Annotated in this window: 24 protein-coding genes; 8 read left to right on the top strand and 16 right to left on the bottom strand. The window is 32.6% G+C overall.

Translation table 11 applies throughout. From position 1 onward, the window contains the following. The 8 genes from IM744_RS06915 to recF all read right to left on the bottom strand — a co-directional run. On the bottom strand, nt 1-232 hold a 232-nt coding region (locus tag IM744_RS06915), incomplete at its 3' end, for a transposase (protein WP_194507371.1). Between the two features lie 188 nt (nt 233-420). Next, on the bottom strand, nt 421-930 hold the full coding sequence (locus IM744_RS06910; RefSeq protein ID WP_194507370.1) for a hypothetical protein: 510 nt from the start codon (nt 928-930) through the stop codon (nt 421-423). Between the two features lie 133 nt (nt 931-1,063). Beyond that, the gene (locus tag IM744_RS06905; protein WP_194507369.1) at nt 1,064-1,414 is read right to left on the bottom strand and encodes a hypothetical protein; all 351 of its coding nucleotides are present in this window, start codon (nt 1,412-1,414) and stop codon (nt 1,064-1,066) included. Nucleotide 1,415: 1 nt separating this feature from the next. After that, the gene (locus IM744_RS06900; RefSeq protein WP_194507368.1) at nt 1,416-3,830 is read right to left on the bottom strand and encodes a penicillin acylase family protein; all 2,415 of its coding nucleotides are present in this window, start codon (nt 3,828-3,830) and stop codon (nt 1,416-1,418) included. Between the two features lie 60 nt (nt 3,831-3,890). Further along, on the bottom strand, nt 3,891-4,283 hold the full coding sequence (locus tag IM744_RS06895) for a hypothetical protein (protein ID WP_194507367.1): 393 nt from the start codon (nt 4,281-4,283) through the stop codon (nt 3,891-3,893). Nucleotides 4,284-4,294: 11 nt separating this feature from the next. Further along, complete coding sequence (locus tag IM744_RS06890) at nt 4,295-4,591, bottom strand: DUF721 domain-containing protein (RefSeq protein WP_194507366.1); 297 nt, start codon at nt 4,589-4,591, stop codon at nt 4,295-4,297. A 30-nt stretch (nt 4,592-4,621) separates the two neighbouring features. Then, nucleotides 4,622-5,053: a hypothetical protein gene (locus IM744_RS06885; RefSeq protein WP_194507365.1), complete on the bottom strand. Its 432-nt coding sequence runs from the start codon at nt 5,051-5,053 to the stop codon at nt 4,622-4,624. Then, nucleotides 5,050-6,129 carry a DNA replication/repair protein RecF gene (gene recF / locus IM744_RS06880; protein WP_194507364.1) on the bottom strand — a complete coding sequence of 360 codons (1,080 nt, stop codon included), beginning with the start codon at nt 6,127-6,129 and terminating at the stop codon, nt 5,050-5,052. The genes IM744_RS06885 and recF overlap by 4 nt, the downstream gene beginning before the upstream one ends. 120 nt (nt 6,130-6,249) lie before the next feature. Here recF and IM744_RS06875 point away from each other — a divergent pair, with 120 nt between their 5' ends. The 8 genes from IM744_RS06875 (at nt 6,250) to IM744_RS06840 (ending at nt 13,147) form a co-directional block, all read left to right on the top strand. Beyond that, nucleotides 6,250-7,023 carry a tetratricopeptide repeat protein gene (locus tag IM744_RS06875; protein WP_194507363.1) on the top strand — a complete coding sequence of 258 codons (774 nt, stop codon included), beginning with the start codon at nt 6,250-6,252 and terminating at the stop codon, nt 7,021-7,023. A 42-nt stretch (nt 7,024-7,065) separates the two neighbouring features. Continuing rightward, nucleotides 7,066-7,548 carry a 6,7-dimethyl-8-ribityllumazine synthase gene (ribH, locus tag IM744_RS06870; RefSeq protein ID WP_194507362.1) on the top strand — a complete coding sequence of 161 codons (483 nt, stop codon included), beginning with the start codon at nt 7,066-7,068 and terminating at the stop codon, nt 7,546-7,548. A 475-nt stretch (nt 7,549-8,023) separates the two neighbouring features. Continuing rightward, nucleotides 8,024-8,245 (top strand): hypothetical protein, encoded by a 222-nt coding sequence (locus IM744_RS06865; protein WP_194507361.1) that lies wholly within the window; start codon nt 8,024-8,026, stop codon nt 8,243-8,245. A 3-nt stretch (nt 8,246-8,248) separates the two neighbouring features. Next, nucleotides 8,249-8,536, top strand: coding sequence for a riboflavin synthase subunit beta (locus IM744_RS06860; protein WP_194507360.1), 288 nt, complete (start codon nt 8,249-8,251; stop codon nt 8,534-8,536). Further along, on the top strand, nt 8,536-10,416 hold the full coding sequence (mutL, locus tag IM744_RS06855) for a DNA mismatch repair endonuclease MutL (RefSeq protein WP_194507359.1): 1,881 nt from the start codon (nt 8,536-8,538) through the stop codon (nt 10,414-10,416). The genes IM744_RS06860 and mutL overlap by 1 nt, the downstream gene beginning before the upstream one ends. A gap of 3 nt (nt 10,417-10,419) precedes the next feature. Continuing rightward, nucleotides 10,420-11,247 carry a rhomboid family intramembrane serine protease gene (locus IM744_RS06850; RefSeq protein WP_194507358.1) on the top strand — a complete coding sequence of 276 codons (828 nt, stop codon included), beginning with the start codon at nt 10,420-10,422 and terminating at the stop codon, nt 11,245-11,247. Further along, nucleotides 11,244-12,119: a rhomboid family protein gene (locus IM744_RS06845; RefSeq protein ID WP_194507357.1), complete on the top strand. Its 876-nt coding sequence runs from the start codon at nt 11,244-11,246 to the stop codon at nt 12,117-12,119. The genes IM744_RS06850 and IM744_RS06845 overlap by 4 nt, the downstream gene beginning before the upstream one ends. A gap of 5 nt (nt 12,120-12,124) precedes the next feature. Then, nucleotides 12,125-13,147, top strand: coding sequence for an endonuclease/exonuclease/phosphatase family protein (locus IM744_RS06840; RefSeq protein WP_194507356.1), 1,023 nt, complete (start codon nt 12,125-12,127; stop codon nt 13,145-13,147). 205 nt (nt 13,148-13,352) lie between these two features. On the opposite strand, the gene IM744_RS06835 is transcribed toward IM744_RS06840, so the two are convergent. The 8 genes from IM744_RS06835 to IM744_RS06800 all read right to left on the bottom strand — a co-directional run bounded on the left by IM744_RS06835 (nt 13,353) and on the right by IM744_RS06800 (nt 19,292). Continuing rightward, nucleotides 13,353-13,661 carry a DUF6122 family protein gene (locus IM744_RS06835; RefSeq protein ID WP_194507355.1) on the bottom strand — a complete coding sequence of 103 codons (309 nt, stop codon included), beginning with the start codon at nt 13,659-13,661 and terminating at the stop codon, nt 13,353-13,355. After that, nucleotides 13,661-14,281: a WbqC family protein gene (locus IM744_RS06830; protein ID WP_194507354.1), complete on the bottom strand. Its 621-nt coding sequence runs from the start codon at nt 14,279-14,281 to the stop codon at nt 13,661-13,663. The genes IM744_RS06835 and IM744_RS06830 overlap by 1 nt, the downstream gene beginning before the upstream one ends. 24 nt (nt 14,282-14,305) lie before the next feature. Further along, on the bottom strand, nt 14,306-14,584 hold the full coding sequence (locus IM744_RS06825) for a hypothetical protein (RefSeq protein WP_194507353.1): 279 nt from the start codon (nt 14,582-14,584) through the stop codon (nt 14,306-14,308). A 120-nt stretch (nt 14,585-14,704) separates the two neighbouring features. Then, nucleotides 14,705-16,282, bottom strand: coding sequence for a signal peptidase I (lepB, locus tag IM744_RS06820; protein WP_194507352.1), 1,578 nt, complete (start codon nt 16,280-16,282; stop codon nt 14,705-14,707). 64 nt (nt 16,283-16,346) lie between these two features. Beyond that, the gene (gene dapB, locus IM744_RS06815; protein WP_194507351.1) at nt 16,347-17,048 is read right to left on the bottom strand and encodes a 4-hydroxy-tetrahydrodipicolinate reductase; all 702 of its coding nucleotides are present in this window, start codon (nt 17,046-17,048) and stop codon (nt 16,347-16,349) included. A gap of 3 nt (nt 17,049-17,051) precedes the next feature. After that, nucleotides 17,052-17,639 (bottom strand): DUF5683 domain-containing protein, encoded by a 588-nt coding sequence (locus tag IM744_RS06810; protein ID WP_194507350.1) that lies wholly within the window; start codon nt 17,637-17,639, stop codon nt 17,052-17,054. After that, the gene (locus IM744_RS06805; protein WP_194507349.1) at nt 17,629-18,528 is read right to left on the bottom strand and encodes a ParB/RepB/Spo0J family partition protein; all 900 of its coding nucleotides are present in this window, start codon (nt 18,526-18,528) and stop codon (nt 17,629-17,631) included. The genes IM744_RS06810 and IM744_RS06805 overlap by 11 nt, the downstream gene beginning before the upstream one ends. Further along, the gene (locus IM744_RS06800) at nt 18,528-19,292 is read right to left on the bottom strand and encodes a ParA family protein (RefSeq protein WP_194507348.1); all 765 of its coding nucleotides are present in this window, start codon (nt 19,290-19,292) and stop codon (nt 18,528-18,530) included. Before IM744_RS06800 ends, IM744_RS06805 begins: the two co-directional genes overlap by 1 nt. Nucleotides 19,293-19,356: the final 64 nt, after the last annotated feature.

Raw genomic sequence — 19,356 nt, 5'->3', positions numbered from 1 at the left:
CTTTTTGAAGTGCTTTAATTCTAGATATTTCGTCTTTTGTTTCCACTTTTACTCTGGTGTTCATTAAGTCTTTACGATTGTATTTTTTAATCCACACGTTTACTGTTGTAGGTGCAATAGAATAGAGTTTACAAAGTTCACTCTTTGTGTGTTTACCTGTTGTAAGTTCAGCTAAGATTTTTAATTTAAAAGGTTCGCTGTAACGTCTAATTACTTTGTCATTTTTGTACATAATGTTTAAAATTATGTAGCCTTTATTCAGGACGGGTCACAATTATTGCCAACGTGATTGTGTATGGTTAGTTGCGTGGTTAAGCAACTAATTTAGTAAACAAATACTTGCCAGAGAAAATTCCGAAGGAATTTTCCAAATAAGCACTTGCCAAAGCAATTAATTATACACGTTGTTGCCAACTGTTTTTATTTTTTTAAGATACTTTCTTCAATCGTTCTTTTTATATTATCTTTTAAATCGGCATAAGGAACAGCGTTTTGAGGATCATTTGATTCATAAATGATATCGTAAGAGTTTACACTGCTACTTTTGTTTTTGAATGATACTTCATATTTTTTGTTATCGACTTCATATTCATATAGATGTATGTAAAATGAAATACCATCACTATTAGATTTTATTTTTTCAGTCGATATAAGGGTACCTTTTGTGATTATTCCATTTGATAGAATATTCGCAATACGTTTTTTTTTGTAGTACCATTGAATTAAACTGATAATATAAATTATTTGAAATACGATTGCTAATCCTTTCCACATAAAAATATTTGAAGAAAAGAATCTTGGTTCAGGGCTAAATAAATCAATGTCAACAACAAATAACAAAAGACTAAATAAAACAATTATATAGCTGTTTTTGTTTAAAGCTTTTTTGACATTAGCCTTCTCTTTAATTTGTACTTTTCTTATTTTCAATATTGATGGGTTAAATAGTTGGCAATCAATGGGATATACGCTATAGTCTATATCCACACTATAACGCTAAGATAGTAAATCTTTTAATTTTTATTAATGATTTATTGGCTTCATAAATTTGTATATCAATCTATTATCTAACCAAACCACCCAACTGCTTACCAAACACAGCAGCAACACCAGCAGCCAATCCTCCAACTAAACCAGTCACCAAAATCAATAGATAAGCATTTCCGCCAAGCGGTAGGAGTAAAGCTATCTTTTTGGCCAAAGTAAAATCATTAACACTACTTACCATAAATGCATACACTGCCCAAAAGCAAAATATGGCTAGAAAAGGCACAAAAAATACAGCAGCACGTTTCAGACTAAAAAAAAGTGCAGAAACGAATCCTGCAACCATAACAGACCACCAAGGTAAAAATTGAGATAGGATTACTGCTATAATTATAGTGACGACGAAGTTGATTATATTATTCTTCATATTATTTACTTGGTGTTAAGGTTTGTGTAGCCATAATTTGATCTGTCGCAGTATCATTTTGCATGAAGTTTAATTCGTGATACTTCCCAATAGCCCAATCATCTACAAAATTGTCATAATAAATACTTCCTGGATTACCAGATTGTCCGCCAGGATAAATCCCTAATGCTTTTGGTGGCGAACTCATTTCTACAATCATACGCCATGATGGTCCATGATCTGCAGATGTTGCATTAACGATATTACGATCACCACCAATTGGTAAATCAAATCGAGAAAATGCAGGTAACGCTTGGAGTAAGTGACCAACATGAGTGCCTTTGTAGGCTTGCCAATTGTAGTTACCATTTTTAGCTTTCCATTCTATAAGTTCTTTTGCGGTCTCTTTAAATGTGAGTAAAAATAAATCTTGAGCAGTTTCTTTTTGAGGAGTGTCCATAATATCCATAAACTCATTTTCAGGATTTGTGGTCATCAAATAAATCGTTTGATAGGTATAAGGTGACGTCAACGCTTCATCTTCACTTTCAAATTCGTCCCAAGTAATGTTGTATAATTTTGAGTACCATTTTGACCAAATACTTGGTCCTAATTTTTCGATATCGTTATTAAAATCCCAAGACTTGATTTGGTTGTAAATCTCTTTTTCTTCGGAAGTCAATGAACTCAAATCCATCGTCTCATAGATATAAGGTAATAACTCAGCAGCTTTTAAATTGTAATTATTATTGTGAAGTGCTTTAAAATCGTCTACCGAAAATTTATCTTTAGAATTAAATAAATCATTAATCACACGGTTTCTATAGGTTTCATAACCATCATTAAATACATAAAACGGATACTGTTCATCAACAGGATGCTGATTTGCAGAACTTACAAAACCACGTTCTGGATTTTTAGTATGTGCATTATATGCTTGCGGAATGTAACTCTGCCAATCATGTTCCGGATTAGAACCATCTAGTAAAAATTTCCCTTGTCCTTCCCATTTATTAGGAAAAAGACCTTGAATCCAAATAGCAATATCACCTTCCGTAGACGCAAAAACAAAGTTTTGAGCTGGAGCAGTATATCCTTTTATTGCATTGACATAGTCGTCATAATTTTTTGCTTTGTTTAAATCTAAAAATGGTCGCTGATTATTACCACCTTTATGACCAATCCATTTCATTGCATAACCAACTTTACCGTTATCACTCATGAAATTATGATCATAAGTGACTGGTCCATGATGTGTGTAAATTACAGAGTCTAGAACCGTAACAGCTCCTTTAATTTTGATTTCTTCAACACGAACTGTTGTGTTTTTCCAATCGTCTCCATATTTATATTGTGTTCTCGTTTTGTCTTTAAATTGAATTTTATACCAATCTAAAACATCACGAGTCGCATTGGTTTCTCCCCAAGAAATATGATTGTTAAATCCAGAAATAACGCCTAATGCTCCTGGTAAAGTTGCTCCCATAACATTATACTCTGGTGTACTTAATTGCATGACAAACCAAATAGAAGGTAGCTTTAAACCTAAATGAGGATCGTTAGCTAAAATAGGATTCCCTGTTGTTGATTTTGCACCAGAAACTGCCCAATTATTACTGCCATTATCTGGATTTGGTTTTTCTATAGTTTGTGCAATAGTATCTAAAGGCAGTTCACCTTTTGGAGTTTCAGTCATTTCAACATCGATATAACTCCAATCGGTTTCTTTTGGGATAATTGGATCGTTAATATCAAAAAAGTCTGGAAACAGTAAGTCAAAACGTTCTTTCCCAAATTTGCGAAGTATATTTGTGTATTCTAAATCATCGTCTCCACCAGCTAACATTTTGGTCATGTACATTAGCAAAAGCGCAGTTTTTTTTGTTGTCCAAGCTTCTGGTTTGTAGTCTAATAATTTATACTCAACAGGTAGGTTTTTTACATCCAATGATTCTATATAACTGTTGACTCCATCACGATAGGCTTCCATAAATTTTATAGTTTCAGGATCTTCTTGCATTTTCTCCAACATTTGTTCTGCACCAAATCCCATACCTCGTCTGCGTGAAGTGCGATCGTAATTTAAAGCAGTTTCTCCAATAATTTCTGAAATGCGTCCTGCAGCTGCATGGGTTTGAAATTCCATTTGCCACAATCTGTGTTTTGCTGTGATATAGCCTTGTGCTTTGTATAAATCAAGATCATTTTGTGCAAAAATATGAGGAATCAATTGTTCATCATAATGAATGATAACTGAGGCAGATAAACCTTTGATGTTCACATTTCCGTCGATAATTTCTTCGGAATCATTTTGCCAAACACCACCTGCAGGATCTAAGAATTTTCCAATAGGAGGAACGGAACCTAATTTTGTATTAAGCGCATAAAAAACAACGATTGTGAGCACAAAAGTTATAATGAGTTTGATGTATTTCATGTGGTTGGAATATAAATTTGAAGTAATTTACTAAAATAATGCGGTAAATAAAGCGTAAAACTAAATGCCTTTATAAAGGACTTCTTCAATAATCCAAAAACTCATTCTTTTAGATTTTCCTAAAGCATAATTGTTATCATAAAGTTTCAGTTGTTTCATGGGTTCGTCATGAGAAGGGATCATGTTGTATTTAATTGTAGCTTCATCTAAACCATCTATTTTTCTTAGCCAAACAGTTGTGCTATTAATACGTTTCCATTCTAAATCAGTAGTTTTTGTAGTATCACCACCATTAACATAATCTATAATTTGATAATAGCCTTTCCCTTCTGTTTGAAAACATAAAAGATGATGAATATCTCTTTTAAAAAACATAAAACCACTGGTTGTCCATGAACCTATAAGTTCATCAATTGGAGGTTTGACTTTGAATATGCTTTTTAGCCATGTCATTCAAATGGTAATTATCGCAACACCAATTTACTCACCACTTGTTTACCAATAGATTCATTAAGCATGTCTACGATTTTCTGTTTTCCGTAGCTTAATTCTTCGCGAAGCACGCTAGAACTTAGCGCTACATATAAAACATCTCTATCTAATGTGACATCTGTAGTGTAATTGTTTACACCATTTCCCATCATTTTTGCCCAAGCATCTTTAACATCTACTTTGTCTAAACCAGACTGAAGTTTATTAGCCTCTACAAACTCTTTGAGGATATCACTAATTGGTAAATTTTCGTTGTGTCGCTTTGCCATTTTCTTTACTTGTATTTACGGAAATTGGGTTTATTCGGTTTCTAAGTCTAAATCTAAAGACTCATAACGCTTATAAATATACACATCTTTATTGGTATTATTAAGGATTACCAATTGAGATTCATTTGCATTTAAAATCGTCTCTTTCCATTCTGCATAAGGTGTTTTGTAATAGATGTTTAGACTATCATTCTCTATTTTAATATTAAAACGCTCTTCGCTCTTAGAAGTTTCAAAAGTTCCAAATAAATTTGGTTTTAGTTTTCTTCGGAAACCAGACAAACTATCGGTAACTTCAATATAATCTATCATATCATTGAAATTATAGTCTCTTTTTGTGCCATCACTTAAAGTGACTTCATCTATTTCCCAATACCCATTGATATGCGGAATAAATTCATTTGGGTTTTTAGAACAACTAAAAACCGAAATCAAAAGAAGTAGAAGTATTAGTTTCTTCATAATTTAAAAATTTTATAAGATTGATGAATTTGCTTTACCACATTTTCTGTACGTTCTGCGTGTGTATCGCTGATGAATAATTGTCCGAAATCATCATTATCCACCAAATTGATTATTTGTGCAACCCGATTCTCATCCAGCTTATCAAAAATATCATCTAATAATAGGAGAGGAGTCACACCATTTTGTGCTTTAATAAAATCAAATTGTGCCAATTTTAAAGCAATTAAAAATGATTTTTGCTGGCCTTGACTTCCAAATTTTTTAATAGGATAGGTTTCAATTTCAAAATTAAGATCGTCTTTATGAATTCCTACGCTGGTATAGTGGATCGCTTTATCTTTATTAACACTTTTAGCTAATAAGGTTTTTAAATCATCATCAAATAAATCACTTTTGTAATTTAAATGGACTTCTTCATTATCATTACTAATTGCTTTGTAGCGTGCTTTAAAAATGGGAATGAATGTATTTAGAAAGGCGTCACGCGTTTTAAAAATCTCGGTTCCGTAGGTATGTAATTGTTCATTATAAACCTCAAGTGTTTGCGCATTAAATGTATTGTTTAATGCAAAGTATTTTAATAAGGCATTACGTTGTGATAGTATCTTATTGTAATTAATTAAATTATTGAGATAGGCTTTATCACTTTGTGAAATCACACTGTCAATAAATTTACGACGTGTATCACTACCTTCAATAATCAAATCACGGTCTGCAGGAGAAATGATCACCAAAGGTATTAAACCAATATGATCACTAAACTTATCATAGGCTTTCCCGTTGCGTTTTATGACTTTCTTTTGTCCGCGTTTTAAAGACACGACTACTTTTTCGGTTTTCTCGTTTTTGCTAAAAATTCCGTCCACAACAAAAAACTCTTCGTTATGCTTAATATTTTGAGATGCAATAGGGTTGAAGTAACTTTTTCCGAAGGATAAATGATAGATTGCATCCAACGCATTTGTTTTACCAACACCGTTAGAACCGACAAAACAGTTAATTTTAGAGTCAAATTCGAAATCTTGTTGTTCGAAATTTTTATAATTAACTAAGCTTAACGTGTTTAAAATCATAAAAGTAAAAGGGAATATTGGTATTTGGACGTCATTATTATAAGCGGAAGTAAAAATAACAAATAATTTACCTTTTAAATCCCAATAAAAATTTTATTTTTGCGCCACAAATAAACAACCATGGCAACATACAAGAAAAGAGGATATAAACCAAAAGCGATCAAGGAGAAAGATGAAACGATTGAAGGTCTAGAACAAGATTCTACAACAGCAGAAGTATTTAATACGCTGGATGAAGGAGCTAATAAGGCTGAAGATTGGGTTGCAGGTAATCAAAAAGGGATTTTTATCCTTATTGGTGTGGCTGCAGTGATTATGCTTGGTTACTTAGGTTACAAGAAGTTTGTTGCAGAGCCTAGTGCTCAAGAAGCAATGAATGAAATGTACTCTGCTCAAAAATCTTTTGATGAAGCTGTAAATGGTGTAAACAAAGATTCTTTATACACTTTAGCACTTAATGGTGTTGGTGGAAAATTAGGTTTAACAGATATCGTTGACCAATATGGTTCTACACCTGCAGGAAATTTAGCAAACTATTATGCTGGTATGGCTTACTTAAATCTTAAAGATTACACGAATGCTGTAAAATATTTAGGTGATTTTAGTACAGACAATGCTGCACTTGGACCAATTGCTAAAGGCGGAATGGGTGATGCATTTGTTCAATTGAATCAATTACCAGAAGCTTTTGAATATTACGAAAAAGCAATCGCTGCTTCAACAAATGATTATACAACACCAATGTATCTTTTAAAAGCTGCAAATGTTGCGCAATCAATAGGTAAAACAGATAAAGCTTTACAATACTACAAGAGAATCAAAGCTGAGTTTTCAACATCTGACCAAGCAAAAAATATTGATGCTTTTATAGGTAGAGCAGAAGCTAGCAACTAATTAATTAAAAAAAGTTCCGATTTTTTCTTCGGAAAAATAAATATGGCAACTGTAAATCATAATTTATCTCATTACGATAAAAACACAATCCCAAACGCGAAAGACTTTCGGTTTGGGATTGTTGTTTCTGAGTGGAACGATACCATCACAAACGGACTCTTAAAAGGTGCAATTGATGCTTTATTAGATTGTGGAGCTCTAGAAGAGAACATCATCACATGGGATGTTCCTGGAAGTTTTGAACTCATCTACGGAAGTAAAAAAATGATACAGCAAAACGTTGATGCTGTCATTGCTATTGGTTGTGTTATTCAAGGCGAAACAAAACATTTTGATTTTGTTTGCGAAGGTGTCACACAAGGCATCAAAGATTTAAATGTTACTACAGATACTCCAGTAATTTTCTGTGTACTTACAGATAATACGATGCAACAATCTATAGATCGTTCTGGAGGAAAGCATGGTAATAAAGGTTCTGAAGCTGGAATTGCTGCCATAAAAATGGCAGAGTTGCGTAGAAAATAAGTTTTTCAGTCGCAGTTTTCAGTGCGTACTCTTATCGTTTACTAATATCTGTTTTTTTTACGAAAAGTCGAAGAGGAGCAGAGCCTATTCGTAGGGAAATCATCTCTTTTTATTTTTCTTCGGAAATTTTAAAACTCAAATTCTATCACACAAAAAAATAAGTACAGCCTTAATTTTAATCAAAATACACAACATCTTCTCGAGTATTAATATTTCTGAAGGAAAAATTAATCACAACTGAGTAAGCTTTGCGCCTTTGCGACTCTGCGAGAGATTTTTTATTCTGAGTAAGCACAACACAACATTTTACCATACGAGTGAGATACTATAAACTGTGACTGTGACTGTAAACTCAAATTATGCACAAGTAAGCTCAACTTCATTACAAAGGCAAAATGTTAACAATTTTTAGCACTCTAATTCCCGATTTTCCTAGTAAATTCTGTACTTTTGATTTCCTAAGACGAGTGAAGCAGTGAGTTTATTTAAGCAACGTAAAAGCAAGAGTTTTAATTACATTCCTAGAAATGAACAAGCGTCTTCTAAAGATGAGAAACATCTAAAAACGCAATGGGAATCTGTTAAACGACAAGGTAAGCATAAGACTAAGCGTACTATTTCATTACCATTATTACTCGTTTTTTTAGGTATGATAATTGCAATATGGTATCTTTTAACACATTACCAAACAGCATAGATTATGGGAATTATAGGCAAAAGAAAAAACAAAAAATTTGATTATCAACCACGTTACTACAAAGGTGAAGGAAGTCCGTTTGAATTAAAACACAAATTTGACGAGTATAGAGTCACTGTAGGAAATAACAACGGATTGAAAAATAAATTTGGAAATGCTATTGACGACTACAAATATAATGGTGATAAAACAGGTGCAAACCGTCGAATTTTATACATTATTGCAGCCTTAATTTTAGTCTTTCTATTTATCATAGATTTCGATTTATCAATATTCTCCCTTAAACGCTAATGGCAGACATTATTCAATTGTTACCAGATCATGTTGCAAATCAAATCGCAGCAGGTGAAGTTGTACAGCGACCAGCATCGGTTGTAAAAGAATTACTAGAAAATTCTATTGATGCAGGAGCATACTCCATAAAACTTATTATTAAAGATGCAGGCAAGACCTTAATCCAAGTCATAGACAATGGTAAAGGCATGAGTGCTACAGATGCTCGATTGAGTTTTGAGCGTCATGCAACGTCTAAGATACGTTCTGCAGAAGATTTGTTTAGTCTCAACACAAAAGGCTTTAGAGGCGAGGCTTTAGCTAGTATAGCAGCTATTGCACACGTAGAATTAAAAACCAAACAAGATCAAGATGAACTTGGTACAGTCATAGAAATTGAAGGTAGCGAGATCAAAAATCAAGAGGTGACAGTAACTCCAACAGGTACATCACTTTGTGTAAAGCATTTGTTTTTTAATATTCCTGCACGTCGCAATTTTTTGAAATCTAATAATGTTGAACTTCGACATATTGTTGATGAATTTCATCGCGTAGCTCTTGCGCATCCAGATATAGAATTCTTGATGTACCATAATGGTAGCGAGAGTTTCAATCTCCCAAAGAGTAATTACAGACAGCGTGTGGTTAATATCTTCGGAAATAAAACTAACGAAAAACTGGTTCCTGTTGTAGAAGAAACTGAGGTTTTAAAGATCTCCGGATTTGTTGGCAAACCAGAATTCGCAAAACGCACAAGAACCGAACAATTTTTCTTTGTCAATAATCGGTTTATAAAAAGTCCGTATCTTAATCATGCTATAAACTCTGCTTTTGAAGGTTTAATGAAAGATGGTAGTCATCCAAGTTATTTTTTAAATCTAACGGTTGATCCAAAAAGCATTGATATTAATATCCATCCTACAAAAACGGAAATTAAGTTTGACGACGAGCATACATTATATGCCATTTTGCGAGCTGCTGTTAAACATAGTTTAGGGCAATTTAATATAGCACCAGTTTTAGACTTTGATCGTGATAGAAATCTAGATACACCTTATGATTTTGAAAATAAGAGAGCTTCAACACCAACGGTAGAGGTAGATCGTTCTTTTAATCCGTTTCAAGAAGAAAGAGTACAGAGTAGGTCTAGTGGTTCTTCTTCTTCTTCTTCTTCTTCTTCTTCAAATTATAGAAAAGAGCCAGCATCACAATGGGAAAGTTTGTATGTTGGATTAGAATCTAAAGGCACCAAAACTGAAAACAATTTTAGTGAAGTACAGTTTGAAAGTCAGCCAGAAAATACATCTTTATTTGATGATGGTAAACAAGTAGAAACTAAACAGAGAACTTATCAATTTCACAATAAATACATTATTAGTACAATAAAATCTGGGATGATGATTCTAGATCAGCATCGTGCTCATCAACGTGTTTTGTATGAAGGGTTACTTAAACACTTGACGGTTAAAGAGTCTGTTAGTCAGCAACTTCTATTTCCATTAAGTTTAGAGTTTTCTTCTTCTGAAATGGAAATACTTGAAAACCTAAAAGAGGATTTAGAACATACAGGATTTATATTTACATCGTTTACAGAAGTCGGTATTGAGATTACAGGAGTACCAATTAATGTACCTGAAAGTGAAGTGTCTATTATTTTAGAACAACTCATAAGTGATGTAGAACAGGAAGTACCAGATAGTCATTTTAGTGCTACAGATTTGTTAGCAAAATCAATGGCTAAGAGTTTAGCTATTAAAACAGGACAAAGCTTATCGCGTTTAGAGCAAGAGCATTTAGTAAATAGCCTATTTGCTTGTAAAGAACCAACAGTTTCTCCTACTAATAAAGTCACCTTCATAACAATGAGCGTTGATGACTTTGATAAAAAATTTATATAAAATATGATTAGAGGTATAACAGATACAGTCAAACATTTGATTATTATAAATGTGATTGTGTTTATAGGAAGAATGACATTAGGAGGTGGTAACTTATTCATGGAATGGTTAGCACTTTACTTTCCTCAAAGTGATTTGTTTAAACCTTGGCAGATTTTTACGCATATGTTCATGCATGCCAACTTGATGCACATTGGTTTTAATATGTTTGCGCTTTGGATGTTTGGAACTGCAGTAGAAACACAATTAGGATCTAAGAAATTCTTGTTTTTGTATATCTCAGCAGGATTAGGAGCTGTGTTGTTTCAATTAGGCTATTATTATTTTGATTATTATACTGCTTATCAACATATTTCAGAATTAGGGCTGAGTTCAGATTTAATACATTCTATTGTGAATGTTAATGCTATAGAAGGCAATTATATTAAACCAGAGCTTTTTAGAAATGGTTTAGTTGAAGTTTTAACAGAAGCTAAATACAGTGGACCGCAGATTGATACAAATTCATTTTCTGCATTATTTGATATGAATAAAGTTACATCGTCTACAATGGTAGGAGCTTCAGGTTGTATTATGGGGATTTTAGCAGCTTTTGGGATGATGAATCCTGAAGCTAAATTGATGATGATATTTCTACCAATACCTATAAAAGCTAAGTATTTTATTCCTGGAATTATTATCCTTGATGTGATTTCAGCAATTACAGGACAATCATTTTTTAGTCCGAGTAATACAGCATACATGGCTCACGTTGGTGGAGCAATAACAGGTTTCCTCATTATGTGGTACTGGAAAAAAACACAGTTTAACAAAAACCGTTGGGATAGATGACTTCATTAAATTTTGACATCAAAGACAAACTCAAAAATCTAAATGTTTTTGAAAAGATCATGGCAGTTAATGTATTGGTTTTTTTCATTGGATGGTTGATACAAGTTATTCGTAAAATACCAAGAACATATACGTTGTCTTGGTTAGAATTGCCAAAAGAGCTTTCAGATTTTATTTTTAAACCTTGGTCTCTATTTACTTATGGCTTTACGCATTACGATTTTTTCCATTTGTTATTTAACATGGTCGTCTTGTATTTTGTATCACGAACTATGGTTAATTTGTTTCCGACGAAACAATCCTTAAATATTTATTTTTTAGGAATTTTAGCAGGAGGTTTATCTTTTTTATTAGTCTATAATATTTTGCCTGATACCTTTTCTTCAACAGTTGGCTCTTTAGTAGGAGCTTCTGCAGGAGTAAATGCATTATTGATTTTTCTATGTGCATATATGCCAAATAGAGAAACTAGATTTTTTAGCATATCAATAAAACTCTGGCATATTGGAGTAGCAATCGTATTGTTTGATGTGATTGGTTTATTTGGAGCGAATCAAGGTGGTAAAGTTGCACATTTAGGCGGAAGTTTAATAGGTTACCTCTATGCAACACAATTAGTAAAAGGTAAAGATATTGGCGAAGGTTTTGGTAAATTTTTAGATAGCATTACTAATATGTTTAGCAAAAAATCACCACTCAAAACAGTTCATAGAAAAAAGAAAAGCACTATTGCTGGTCACAATAAACAAGAATTCAACGAGTTTAATAACCAAAAGAAAATAGATCTCATTTTAGATAAAATAAGTAAAAGTGGTTATGAAAGCTTAACTAAAGAAGAGAAATCATTTTTATTTAAAGCTGGGAAGAATTAAAGCGAATGGGTAAACTTAAGATTTTTGAGAAATTTGTTTTTATTATCAATTCATTGATAGCATTTGCATTGCTCTTGTCTTATGTTTTGCCATATATGGAACCCAAAAAGTTCGCGTTTCTATCTGTTCTCAGTCTTGCAGTACCACTTCTTATAATCGTTAATATTCTATTTGTTATTTATTGGTTATTAAAAGTGAAAAAGCAATTATTAGTATCACTTGTGGTATTAGCTATAGGTTATAACTATGTGTTTTCGTTATATAAATTATCTTCTTCCAAAAATGTAGATGATACTGAGAACATTTCTGTGATGAATTATAACGTGCGCTTATTCAATGTGTTTGATTGGATTGAAGATCCAAATCTAAAAGAGAATATATCTAAGTTTATTGCTGAAAACAATCCAGACATTCTCTGTATGCAAGAATATAGAACAGATGATGATGTTAACCTTCGAATTTTTCCATATAAATACATTGAGCTATCAGGTAATAAAGTAAAGAATGGTCAGGCGATATATACCAAATTTCCGATCATAAATTCTGGTTCTATAGAATTTCCGCATACATCAAACAACGCCATTTTTGTAGATGTTGTAAAAGGAGTTGACACGATACGAGTTTACAATGTGCATTTACAATCTTCTGGTATTGACCCAACGGTTGAAAAATTATCTAAGGAGAATTCTGAAAACTTATTCAAACGAGTGAGTTCAACATTTAAAATGCAACAGTCGCAAACTGAACAATTTTTAGCACACAAAAATAAAAGCACTTATAAAACGATCATCTCTGGTGACTTTAATAACACTGCATATTCGTATGTGTACAAGGAAATAAAGGGAGATATGAAAGATGCCTTTAAACAAGCTGGAAATGGCTTTGGTAGAACGTTTGACTTTAAATTCTTTCCTGTGCGTATTGATTTTGTATTTGTTGATGATGCTTTTGAAATTAATGCGTTTAAAACCTTTGATGTTAAGTATAGTGATCATTATCCTGTGATGGCTAAGGTGAAGCTCAAATAGTAGGCAGGCTCAGTTTACAATTCTTACTCTGGAGATAACTCTTTTGATTTTTTTCTCGTAAAGTCGCAGAGTCGCAAAGCTTACTCAGATATGATTAATTTTTCCTTCGGAAATATTAATATTTCATTATATGTTAGAGTTTTAAAATTTTAAAAAAATAAGAACTAAATTATAGTCTACTTAGCGACTAAGCGAGAGAATAAAATTACATCAACAAACAATCTACCCAATCTGCAAGCATATGAATCAATAATCCCAGACCAATGATTCGTGTTTTTTTTATGATTGTTAACACAACATAAACACCAATCGCATAATAGGAGTGAAGCGGATGAAAATTTATGCTACAACGTGTTGGGTCAAAAATGGGGTTAGCTAGCAAATGATCTAAGTCGATTATAATTGCCGAAAGCATTATTAATGCTGCAATTTTCCAATTTTTTTTAAAGAAAAGATAAGCAATGAGAATTGGTACTAGAAAATGGATTCCGTAATGTAATATAGGTTGCAACATTACAGATTTAGGGTTTGAGATATAAGATACAACTCTGTATTTGGTCCTTCGTTAAATAAGAGGTCCAATATGCTAATATTGTCTAAATACCCATGTTTATCATCAAATACTTGTGCGTAAGGTTTGAATTTCTGCGGAATTTCCTTTCTACTATTCGCCAACAATCTCGCATCCATAACCAGTTTTGGTTCGAGCTCAAAAGTTTTAGTAACTGTATAATTAAAAGGAAGCTGCAAGCACTCAAAAACAACTTCTAAGCACTTAATGTTATGATTCATAAGATTATCTACTTCCGAAGTAAATAAAGGCATCAAATCATCAATATAGAATTCAAAAAAAGGTGATGTACGATACGCAGATTCTAAAGACTTTAAGTGTTGAGTCTGCCAATTTTCAGAATTAAAAATTTTTATATCCTTGTAAAGTTGTCTGTTTTTTTGAGAATAAACAACAGGAATGTTTAGATCTAATTTTCCGTTTGCTCCATAGATTGATGTACGGTTTCTATAAGTTTGTTTTTGATAATTATCACAAACCTCAAACACAATGTCGCTTGCTTTTATCATAGCAACAAAATGGGCTACGTTTGGAAAATATGTAGGATGAATTAAGCTATTCACTTTTTGGTTTGTTGCTTGTAAGCGTTAGCCATTTTGATCTACTTTTTTAATCTCTTTATCGTATTTTTTATGCACTATATTTTTAGCTTCTAAAATGGCATAAAATTTACGAGGAGAAATTTTTAAATCCTTAGTAATGTCACTAACTTTCTTCTTTCCTTTTTTGTATAATTTGAGGTTTTTATTCACCTCTTTATTAAAATAATAATCTTTGAGCTTATCAAGAACTTCCATTTCAGATAGTTTGGATTGCGAAGTATAGTTTTCGATGACGAGCTTAACATCAGATAAATTAGTTTTCATATTTATAATTTTTAGAACTCTTTAGCACAGATTGAGGGTGAGCTAAAGTCGAAATTTTATAATAGAGAATTAATAAGCATTGTAAATTTTGAATTGTTGCTAAATTAAAGAAAAATCTATTTACGCTTTCTTTTTCTTTCTCCAAGCACTAAATCCAAACCAAGCAGCTAATAATACCAAAAACGGAATTAAATAAGACACTGGGTTTCCAGAGCCACCAACAGTTGTGAACCAACGTTCCCAACGGGGACTTTTAAGACCATCCCAACTCATCCAGATAAATACAGGTTTACCAACAACATGATCAAAAGGCACATAACCCCAAGCACGAGCATCAACAGAGTTATTTCTATTGTCTCCCATCATCCAGTAATAATCTTGTTTAAAAGTGTATGATGTTGCAGGTTCATCATTGATGATGATTTGATTACCTCTAGTAACAATACTATTTCTCTCGTATTCTCCAATAAGACGTTTGTAGAGCGGAAGTACTTCCATTGTTAATTCTATAGTTTCTCCTTTCTTCGGAATATAGATTGGTCCAAAATTATCGTAATTCCAAGGGTATTGAGCGACACGTGGAAACAAGCCTCCATCTACACCTTTTGGTGTTATACGTCTAGTCATACTAGCAATATTTGGATGATTTTTTGCTTTATTTGCAGCTTCTACAGTTGCTTGTACAACAAATGAGCCTTCTTCTACTTGATATGGATTATCAGTGATATCATAGGTTTTAAGAATCTCTATTAATCTTCCATAATTGGCAACGTTGCCTTTTAAAACTAAATCATAAGCAAATTGAAGATGTGCGCGATCTGGTAATTCATTTTGTTTACCATTTATATAAACATAACCGTTTCTTATTTCTAAAGAATCTCCAGGAACACCAACACAGCGTTTCACAAGATTTGTTTTCTTATCAATAGGTTTGTAGTAGTTACGATCTGGAGTAAAATTATTCATATCCAGTAATGTATCTGCTGGCTGATTAAAAACAACAATATCATTACGCTCTATGTTTTCAAATCCAGGAATCCTCATATAAGGCAACTGTAATTTATTTTTCCATGACGTTTTTCTTTCTTCAAAATTGTCATCAAACAAATAAGACTTTACATTTAATACTGGAATTGTATCATGTACCATAGGTGTTGCAACAGTTGTCATTGGGATTCTAGCACCATAATGAAACTTACTTACAAATAAGAAATCACCTACTAATAACGATTTCTCTAAAGATGAACTTGGGATTGTAAATGGTTGAATAAAATAAGTGTGTACGATAGTTGCTGCAACAATAGCAAATAATATAGAACTTGTCCAATCACCAGAACCAGATTTAGGGTTGATATCTCTGTCATTAACATATGCAACATCAGCAACATAGTTAAGGTAATAATTATAGAACCCTAAAGTAATTACTGCTAAAAAAGTATCAAGAAATTGGTTTTTACCAAAGCTTCTAGCTGTTTCTACCCAAACCACTGGTAACATAATTAAGTTAACAATAGGTACAAAGAGTAGGATCGTCCACCACCAAGGACGATTAATGATTTTCATCAATATGACTGCGTTATACACAGGTACAAATGCTTCCCATGCTTGACGACCAGCTTTAACGTATAGTTTCCAAGTCCCAAGTCCGTGAATAATTTGGATGACTAGAATAAATATTAACCATTGTGTAATTGTCATGTCTATAGTTTAATTTCTTTAATGAGTTGAAAAGTATTTAAAAACGTTACATCAATTTATGATATTAACTAATATTTAATACGTCTTTCATTGTGAATACTCCTTTTTTATCGTGAACATATTCTGCAGCAATCACAGCACCTAAAGCAAAACCTTGTCTGCTGTGAGCAGTATGCTTAATTTGGATGCTATCTACTGCGGAATCATAATTAACATCATGAGTTCCAGGTACGTTTTCAATACGTTTTGCTAAAATACCAATCTCATTTTGTTTTGGTGTATTTAAAGTCCACTTTTCGTAATTAGTTTCGTCAATTATATCGTTTGCAAGTGTAATTGCTGTTCCGCTGGGAGCATCTAATTTTTGAGTATGATGAATTTCTTCAATATTTACTTTGTACTGCGGAAGCTTTTCCATCAATTTTGCCAAAGTTTTATTGAGTTCAAAAAATATATTGACACCTAAGCTGAAATTTGACGCATACAAAAATGTTCCTTCTTTTGAATTACAAAGCGAAACGATATCATCATAATCATCTAACCAACCTGTTGTTCCAGAAATCACAGGAACTCCTGCTTCTAAACATTTAGAAATATTAGCAACAGCAGATGATGGAAGACTGAAATCTATAGCAACATCACAGTTTTGGAGTGAGAAATTTTCCGAAGCACTAGACACTTTTAGCATAATAGAATGACCACGTTCTAAAGCGATAGTTTCTATTGCTTTACCCATTTTTCCGTAACCTAAGAGTGCAATTCTCATAGTTTAGAATTTAAAATTAAGAGTTAGTCCTAGATTGGTATTGTTTTCCATTTGGTTGTACCTAAAATGTGGTCGAAAAGATAAATCCTCATCCACATTAAATTGAAGTAAATGTGCATCAACGTTAGCATCAACAATATTTAAAGCATACATACCAATGGCAACCAATAAAGCCAATTCTTTGTTACGTCTCAATTGTTGTTGAGCATTTATGAGTCCGTCATCAGAGATATTAGAAAATTGATCATCGTCAAAACCAGCCAAACGTCTTTTATAAGCATCTCTATATAAATTGAGATCTTTATCATTTTGGATGTAGAGATATATAGGAATTCCTATGGCTGCATACACTAAAGGGATTTTCCAATATTTTTTATTGTAAGCTTGTCCCAAACCTGGAAGTACAGCAGAGTAGAAGGCAGCTTTTGAAGGTGCCAATACATCAAAGGGTGCTCTTTTTTTTGTAGATATAGAATCTTGAACGACCATTAAACCTGTATCTACTTCATCAGTTTTTTTATCATCTTGTGCAAATGTAATACTACTGAAAAGGAGAAAGAAAAGACTGCTATAGACTAATTTATTTAGCACTTTGAACTAGTTTTTTTATACGATTGAAATCTTCTTCAGAATGAAACGGAATTGTAATTTGTCCTTTACCATTCTTTGACACTTTAACGCCAATTTTGTGACCAAAGTATTCTGAAAATTCTTTTATGCCTTTTTTAACAAATTTAGGGTGCTCTTGAGGTTCAGGCGTTTTTTTAGCTGAAGGATTTTGATAACTCTTAACCAATTGCTCTGTAGCTCTAACCGATAATTTATCTGTAATTATTTTCTCGTAAATGTCTAATTGATCATTTTGGTCTTCTATATTAATCATAGCACGTCCATGACCCATGGAGATAAAACCATCACGCATCCCAGTTTGAATAATAGGATCTAATTTTAATAATCGCAAATAATTAGCAATTGTAGATCGTTTTTTACCAACACGTTCACTCATTTGTTCTTGAGTTAAAGCGATCTCATCTATTAAACGTTGGTAAGAGAGTGCAATTTCTATTGGATCTAAATCTTGACGTTGAATATTTTCTACCAATGCCATTTCTAATGACTCTTGGTCATTAGCAATTCTAATATATGCAGGAATTGTTGTTAACCCAATGAGTTTTGATGCTCTAAAACGACGTTCACCAGAAACTAACTGAAACTTATTGAATTCTAATTTACGTACAGTAATTGGTTGAATAACACCAAGTTCTTTAATAGAAGACGCTAATTCTCTTAGTGTTTCTTCATTAAAATTTGTTCTTGGTTGAAAAGGATTAATTTCTATTGCATCCAAATCTAATTCCACGATGTTACCAATGATAGTATCAGCGTTTTTGTCTTGAGCAGATTGTATATCGTTAGAAGGATCTTTCAACAATGCTGATAAACCTCTACCAAGTGCTTGTTTTTTTGTTGCCTTCGCCATTATGCGTTCTTCTTTATAATTTCTTTTGCTAAACTTAAATAGTTGACTGCACCTTTACTACTTACATCATATTTAATAATGCTTTCTCCATAACTAGGTGCTTCTCCTAATCTTACATTTCGTTGAATGATGGTATCAAAAACCATATCACTAAAATGCTTTTGTACTTCTTCAACAACTTGATTAGATAAACGTAAACGTTGATCAAACATAGTTAATAGCATGCCTTCAATATCTAAATCCTTATTATGGATTTTTTGAACACTTTTAATTGTGTTTAATAACTTACCTAAACCTTCTAACGCAAAATATTCACATTGAATAGGGATAATCACAGCATCTGCTGCAGTTAAAGCGTTTAAAGTTAATAAGCCAAGAGAAGGAGCACAGTCTATTAAAATGTAATCATAAGATGATTTTAAGTGAGAAATTGCTTTTTTGAGCATATACTCACGTTCATCTTTATCTACAAGTTCTATTTCAATCGCAACAAGATCTATATGTGCAGGAATGATATCTACATTTGGAGAATTTGCTGCAATGATACATTGTTCTGCTGTTGCTGTATGTTCTAGTAATTGGTAGGTTCCAACTTCAACTTGTTCTACATCAATACCAAGACCAGATGAAGCATTGGCTTGAGGATCTGCGTCTATAAGGAGTACTTTCTTTTCTAGAACACCTAACGAAGCTGCTAAGTTGACTGAAGTTGTTGTTTTACCAACACCTCCTTTTTGATTGGCAATTGCAATGATTTTACCCATTAAATAATTTGGTTTTATTAAATAGAGATTTAAAATTTCTCCAGCGTAAAAATACGATTATTTG

Source organism: Psychroserpens luteus (assembly GCF_015319355.1).
In the GTDB taxonomy this organism is placed as follows: domain Bacteria; phylum Bacteroidota; class Bacteroidia; order Flavobacteriales; family Flavobacteriaceae; genus Psychroserpens; species Psychroserpens luteus.
Note: the sequence above shows the minus strand (reverse complement) of the source record. Positions and strands in the feature narration are given on the sequence as shown.

Coding starts and splice junctions, on each gene's coding strand:
- IM744_RS06905 (WP_194507369.1), bottom strand. CDS start 1,414: ATGAAGAATAATATAATCAACTTCGTCGTCACTATAATTATAGCAGTA.
- IM744_RS06900 (WP_194507368.1), bottom strand. CDS start 3,830: ATGAAATACATCAAACTCATTATAACTTTTGTGCTCACAATCGTTGTT.
- IM744_RS06895 (WP_194507367.1), bottom strand. CDS start 4,283: ATGACATGGCTAAAAAGCATATTCAAAGTCAAACCTCCAATTGATGAA.
- IM744_RS06890 (WP_194507366.1), bottom strand. CDS start 4,591: ATGGCAAAGCGACACAACGAAAATTTACCAATTAGTGATATCCTCAAA.
- IM744_RS06885 (WP_194507365.1), bottom strand. CDS start 5,053: ATGAAGAAACTAATACTTCTACTTCTTTTGATTTCGGTTTTTAGTTGT.
- recF (WP_194507364.1), bottom strand. CDS start 6,129: ATGATTTTAAACACGTTAAGCTTAGTTAATTATAAAAATTTCGAACAA.
- IM744_RS06875 (WP_194507363.1), top strand. CDS start 6,250: ATGGCAACATACAAGAAAAGAGGATATAAACCAAAAGCGATCAAGGAG.
- ribH (WP_194507362.1), top strand. CDS start 7,066: ATGGCAACTGTAAATCATAATTTATCTCATTACGATAAAAACACAATC.
- IM744_RS06860 (WP_194507360.1), top strand. CDS start 8,249: ATGGGAATTATAGGCAAAAGAAAAAACAAAAAATTTGATTATCAACCA.
- mutL (WP_194507359.1), top strand. CDS start 8,536: ATGGCAGACATTATTCAATTGTTACCAGATCATGTTGCAAATCAAATC.
- IM744_RS06850 (WP_194507358.1), top strand. CDS start 10,420: ATGATTAGAGGTATAACAGATACAGTCAAACATTTGATTATTATAAAT.
- IM744_RS06845 (WP_194507357.1), top strand. CDS start 11,244: ATGACTTCATTAAATTTTGACATCAAAGACAAACTCAAAAATCTAAAT.
- IM744_RS06840 (WP_194507356.1), top strand. CDS start 12,125: ATGGGTAAACTTAAGATTTTTGAGAAATTTGTTTTTATTATCAATTCA.
- IM744_RS06835 (WP_194507355.1), bottom strand. CDS start 13,661: ATGTTGCAACCTATATTACATTACGGAATCCATTTTCTAGTACCAATT.
- IM744_RS06825 (WP_194507353.1), bottom strand. CDS start 14,584: ATGAAAACTAATTTATCTGATGTTAAGCTCGTCATCGAAAACTATACT.
- lepB (WP_194507352.1), bottom strand. CDS start 16,282: ATGACAATTACACAATGGTTAATATTTATTCTAGTCATCCAAATTATT.
- dapB (WP_194507351.1), bottom strand. CDS start 17,048: ATGAGAATTGCACTCTTAGGTTACGGAAAAATGGGTAAAGCAATAGAA.
- IM744_RS06805 (WP_194507349.1), bottom strand. CDS start 18,528: ATGGCGAAGGCAACAAAAAAACAAGCACTTGGTAGAGGTTTATCAGCA.
- IM744_RS06800 (WP_194507348.1), bottom strand. CDS start 19,292: ATGGGTAAAATCATTGCAATTGCCAATCAAAAAGGAGGTGTTGGTAAA.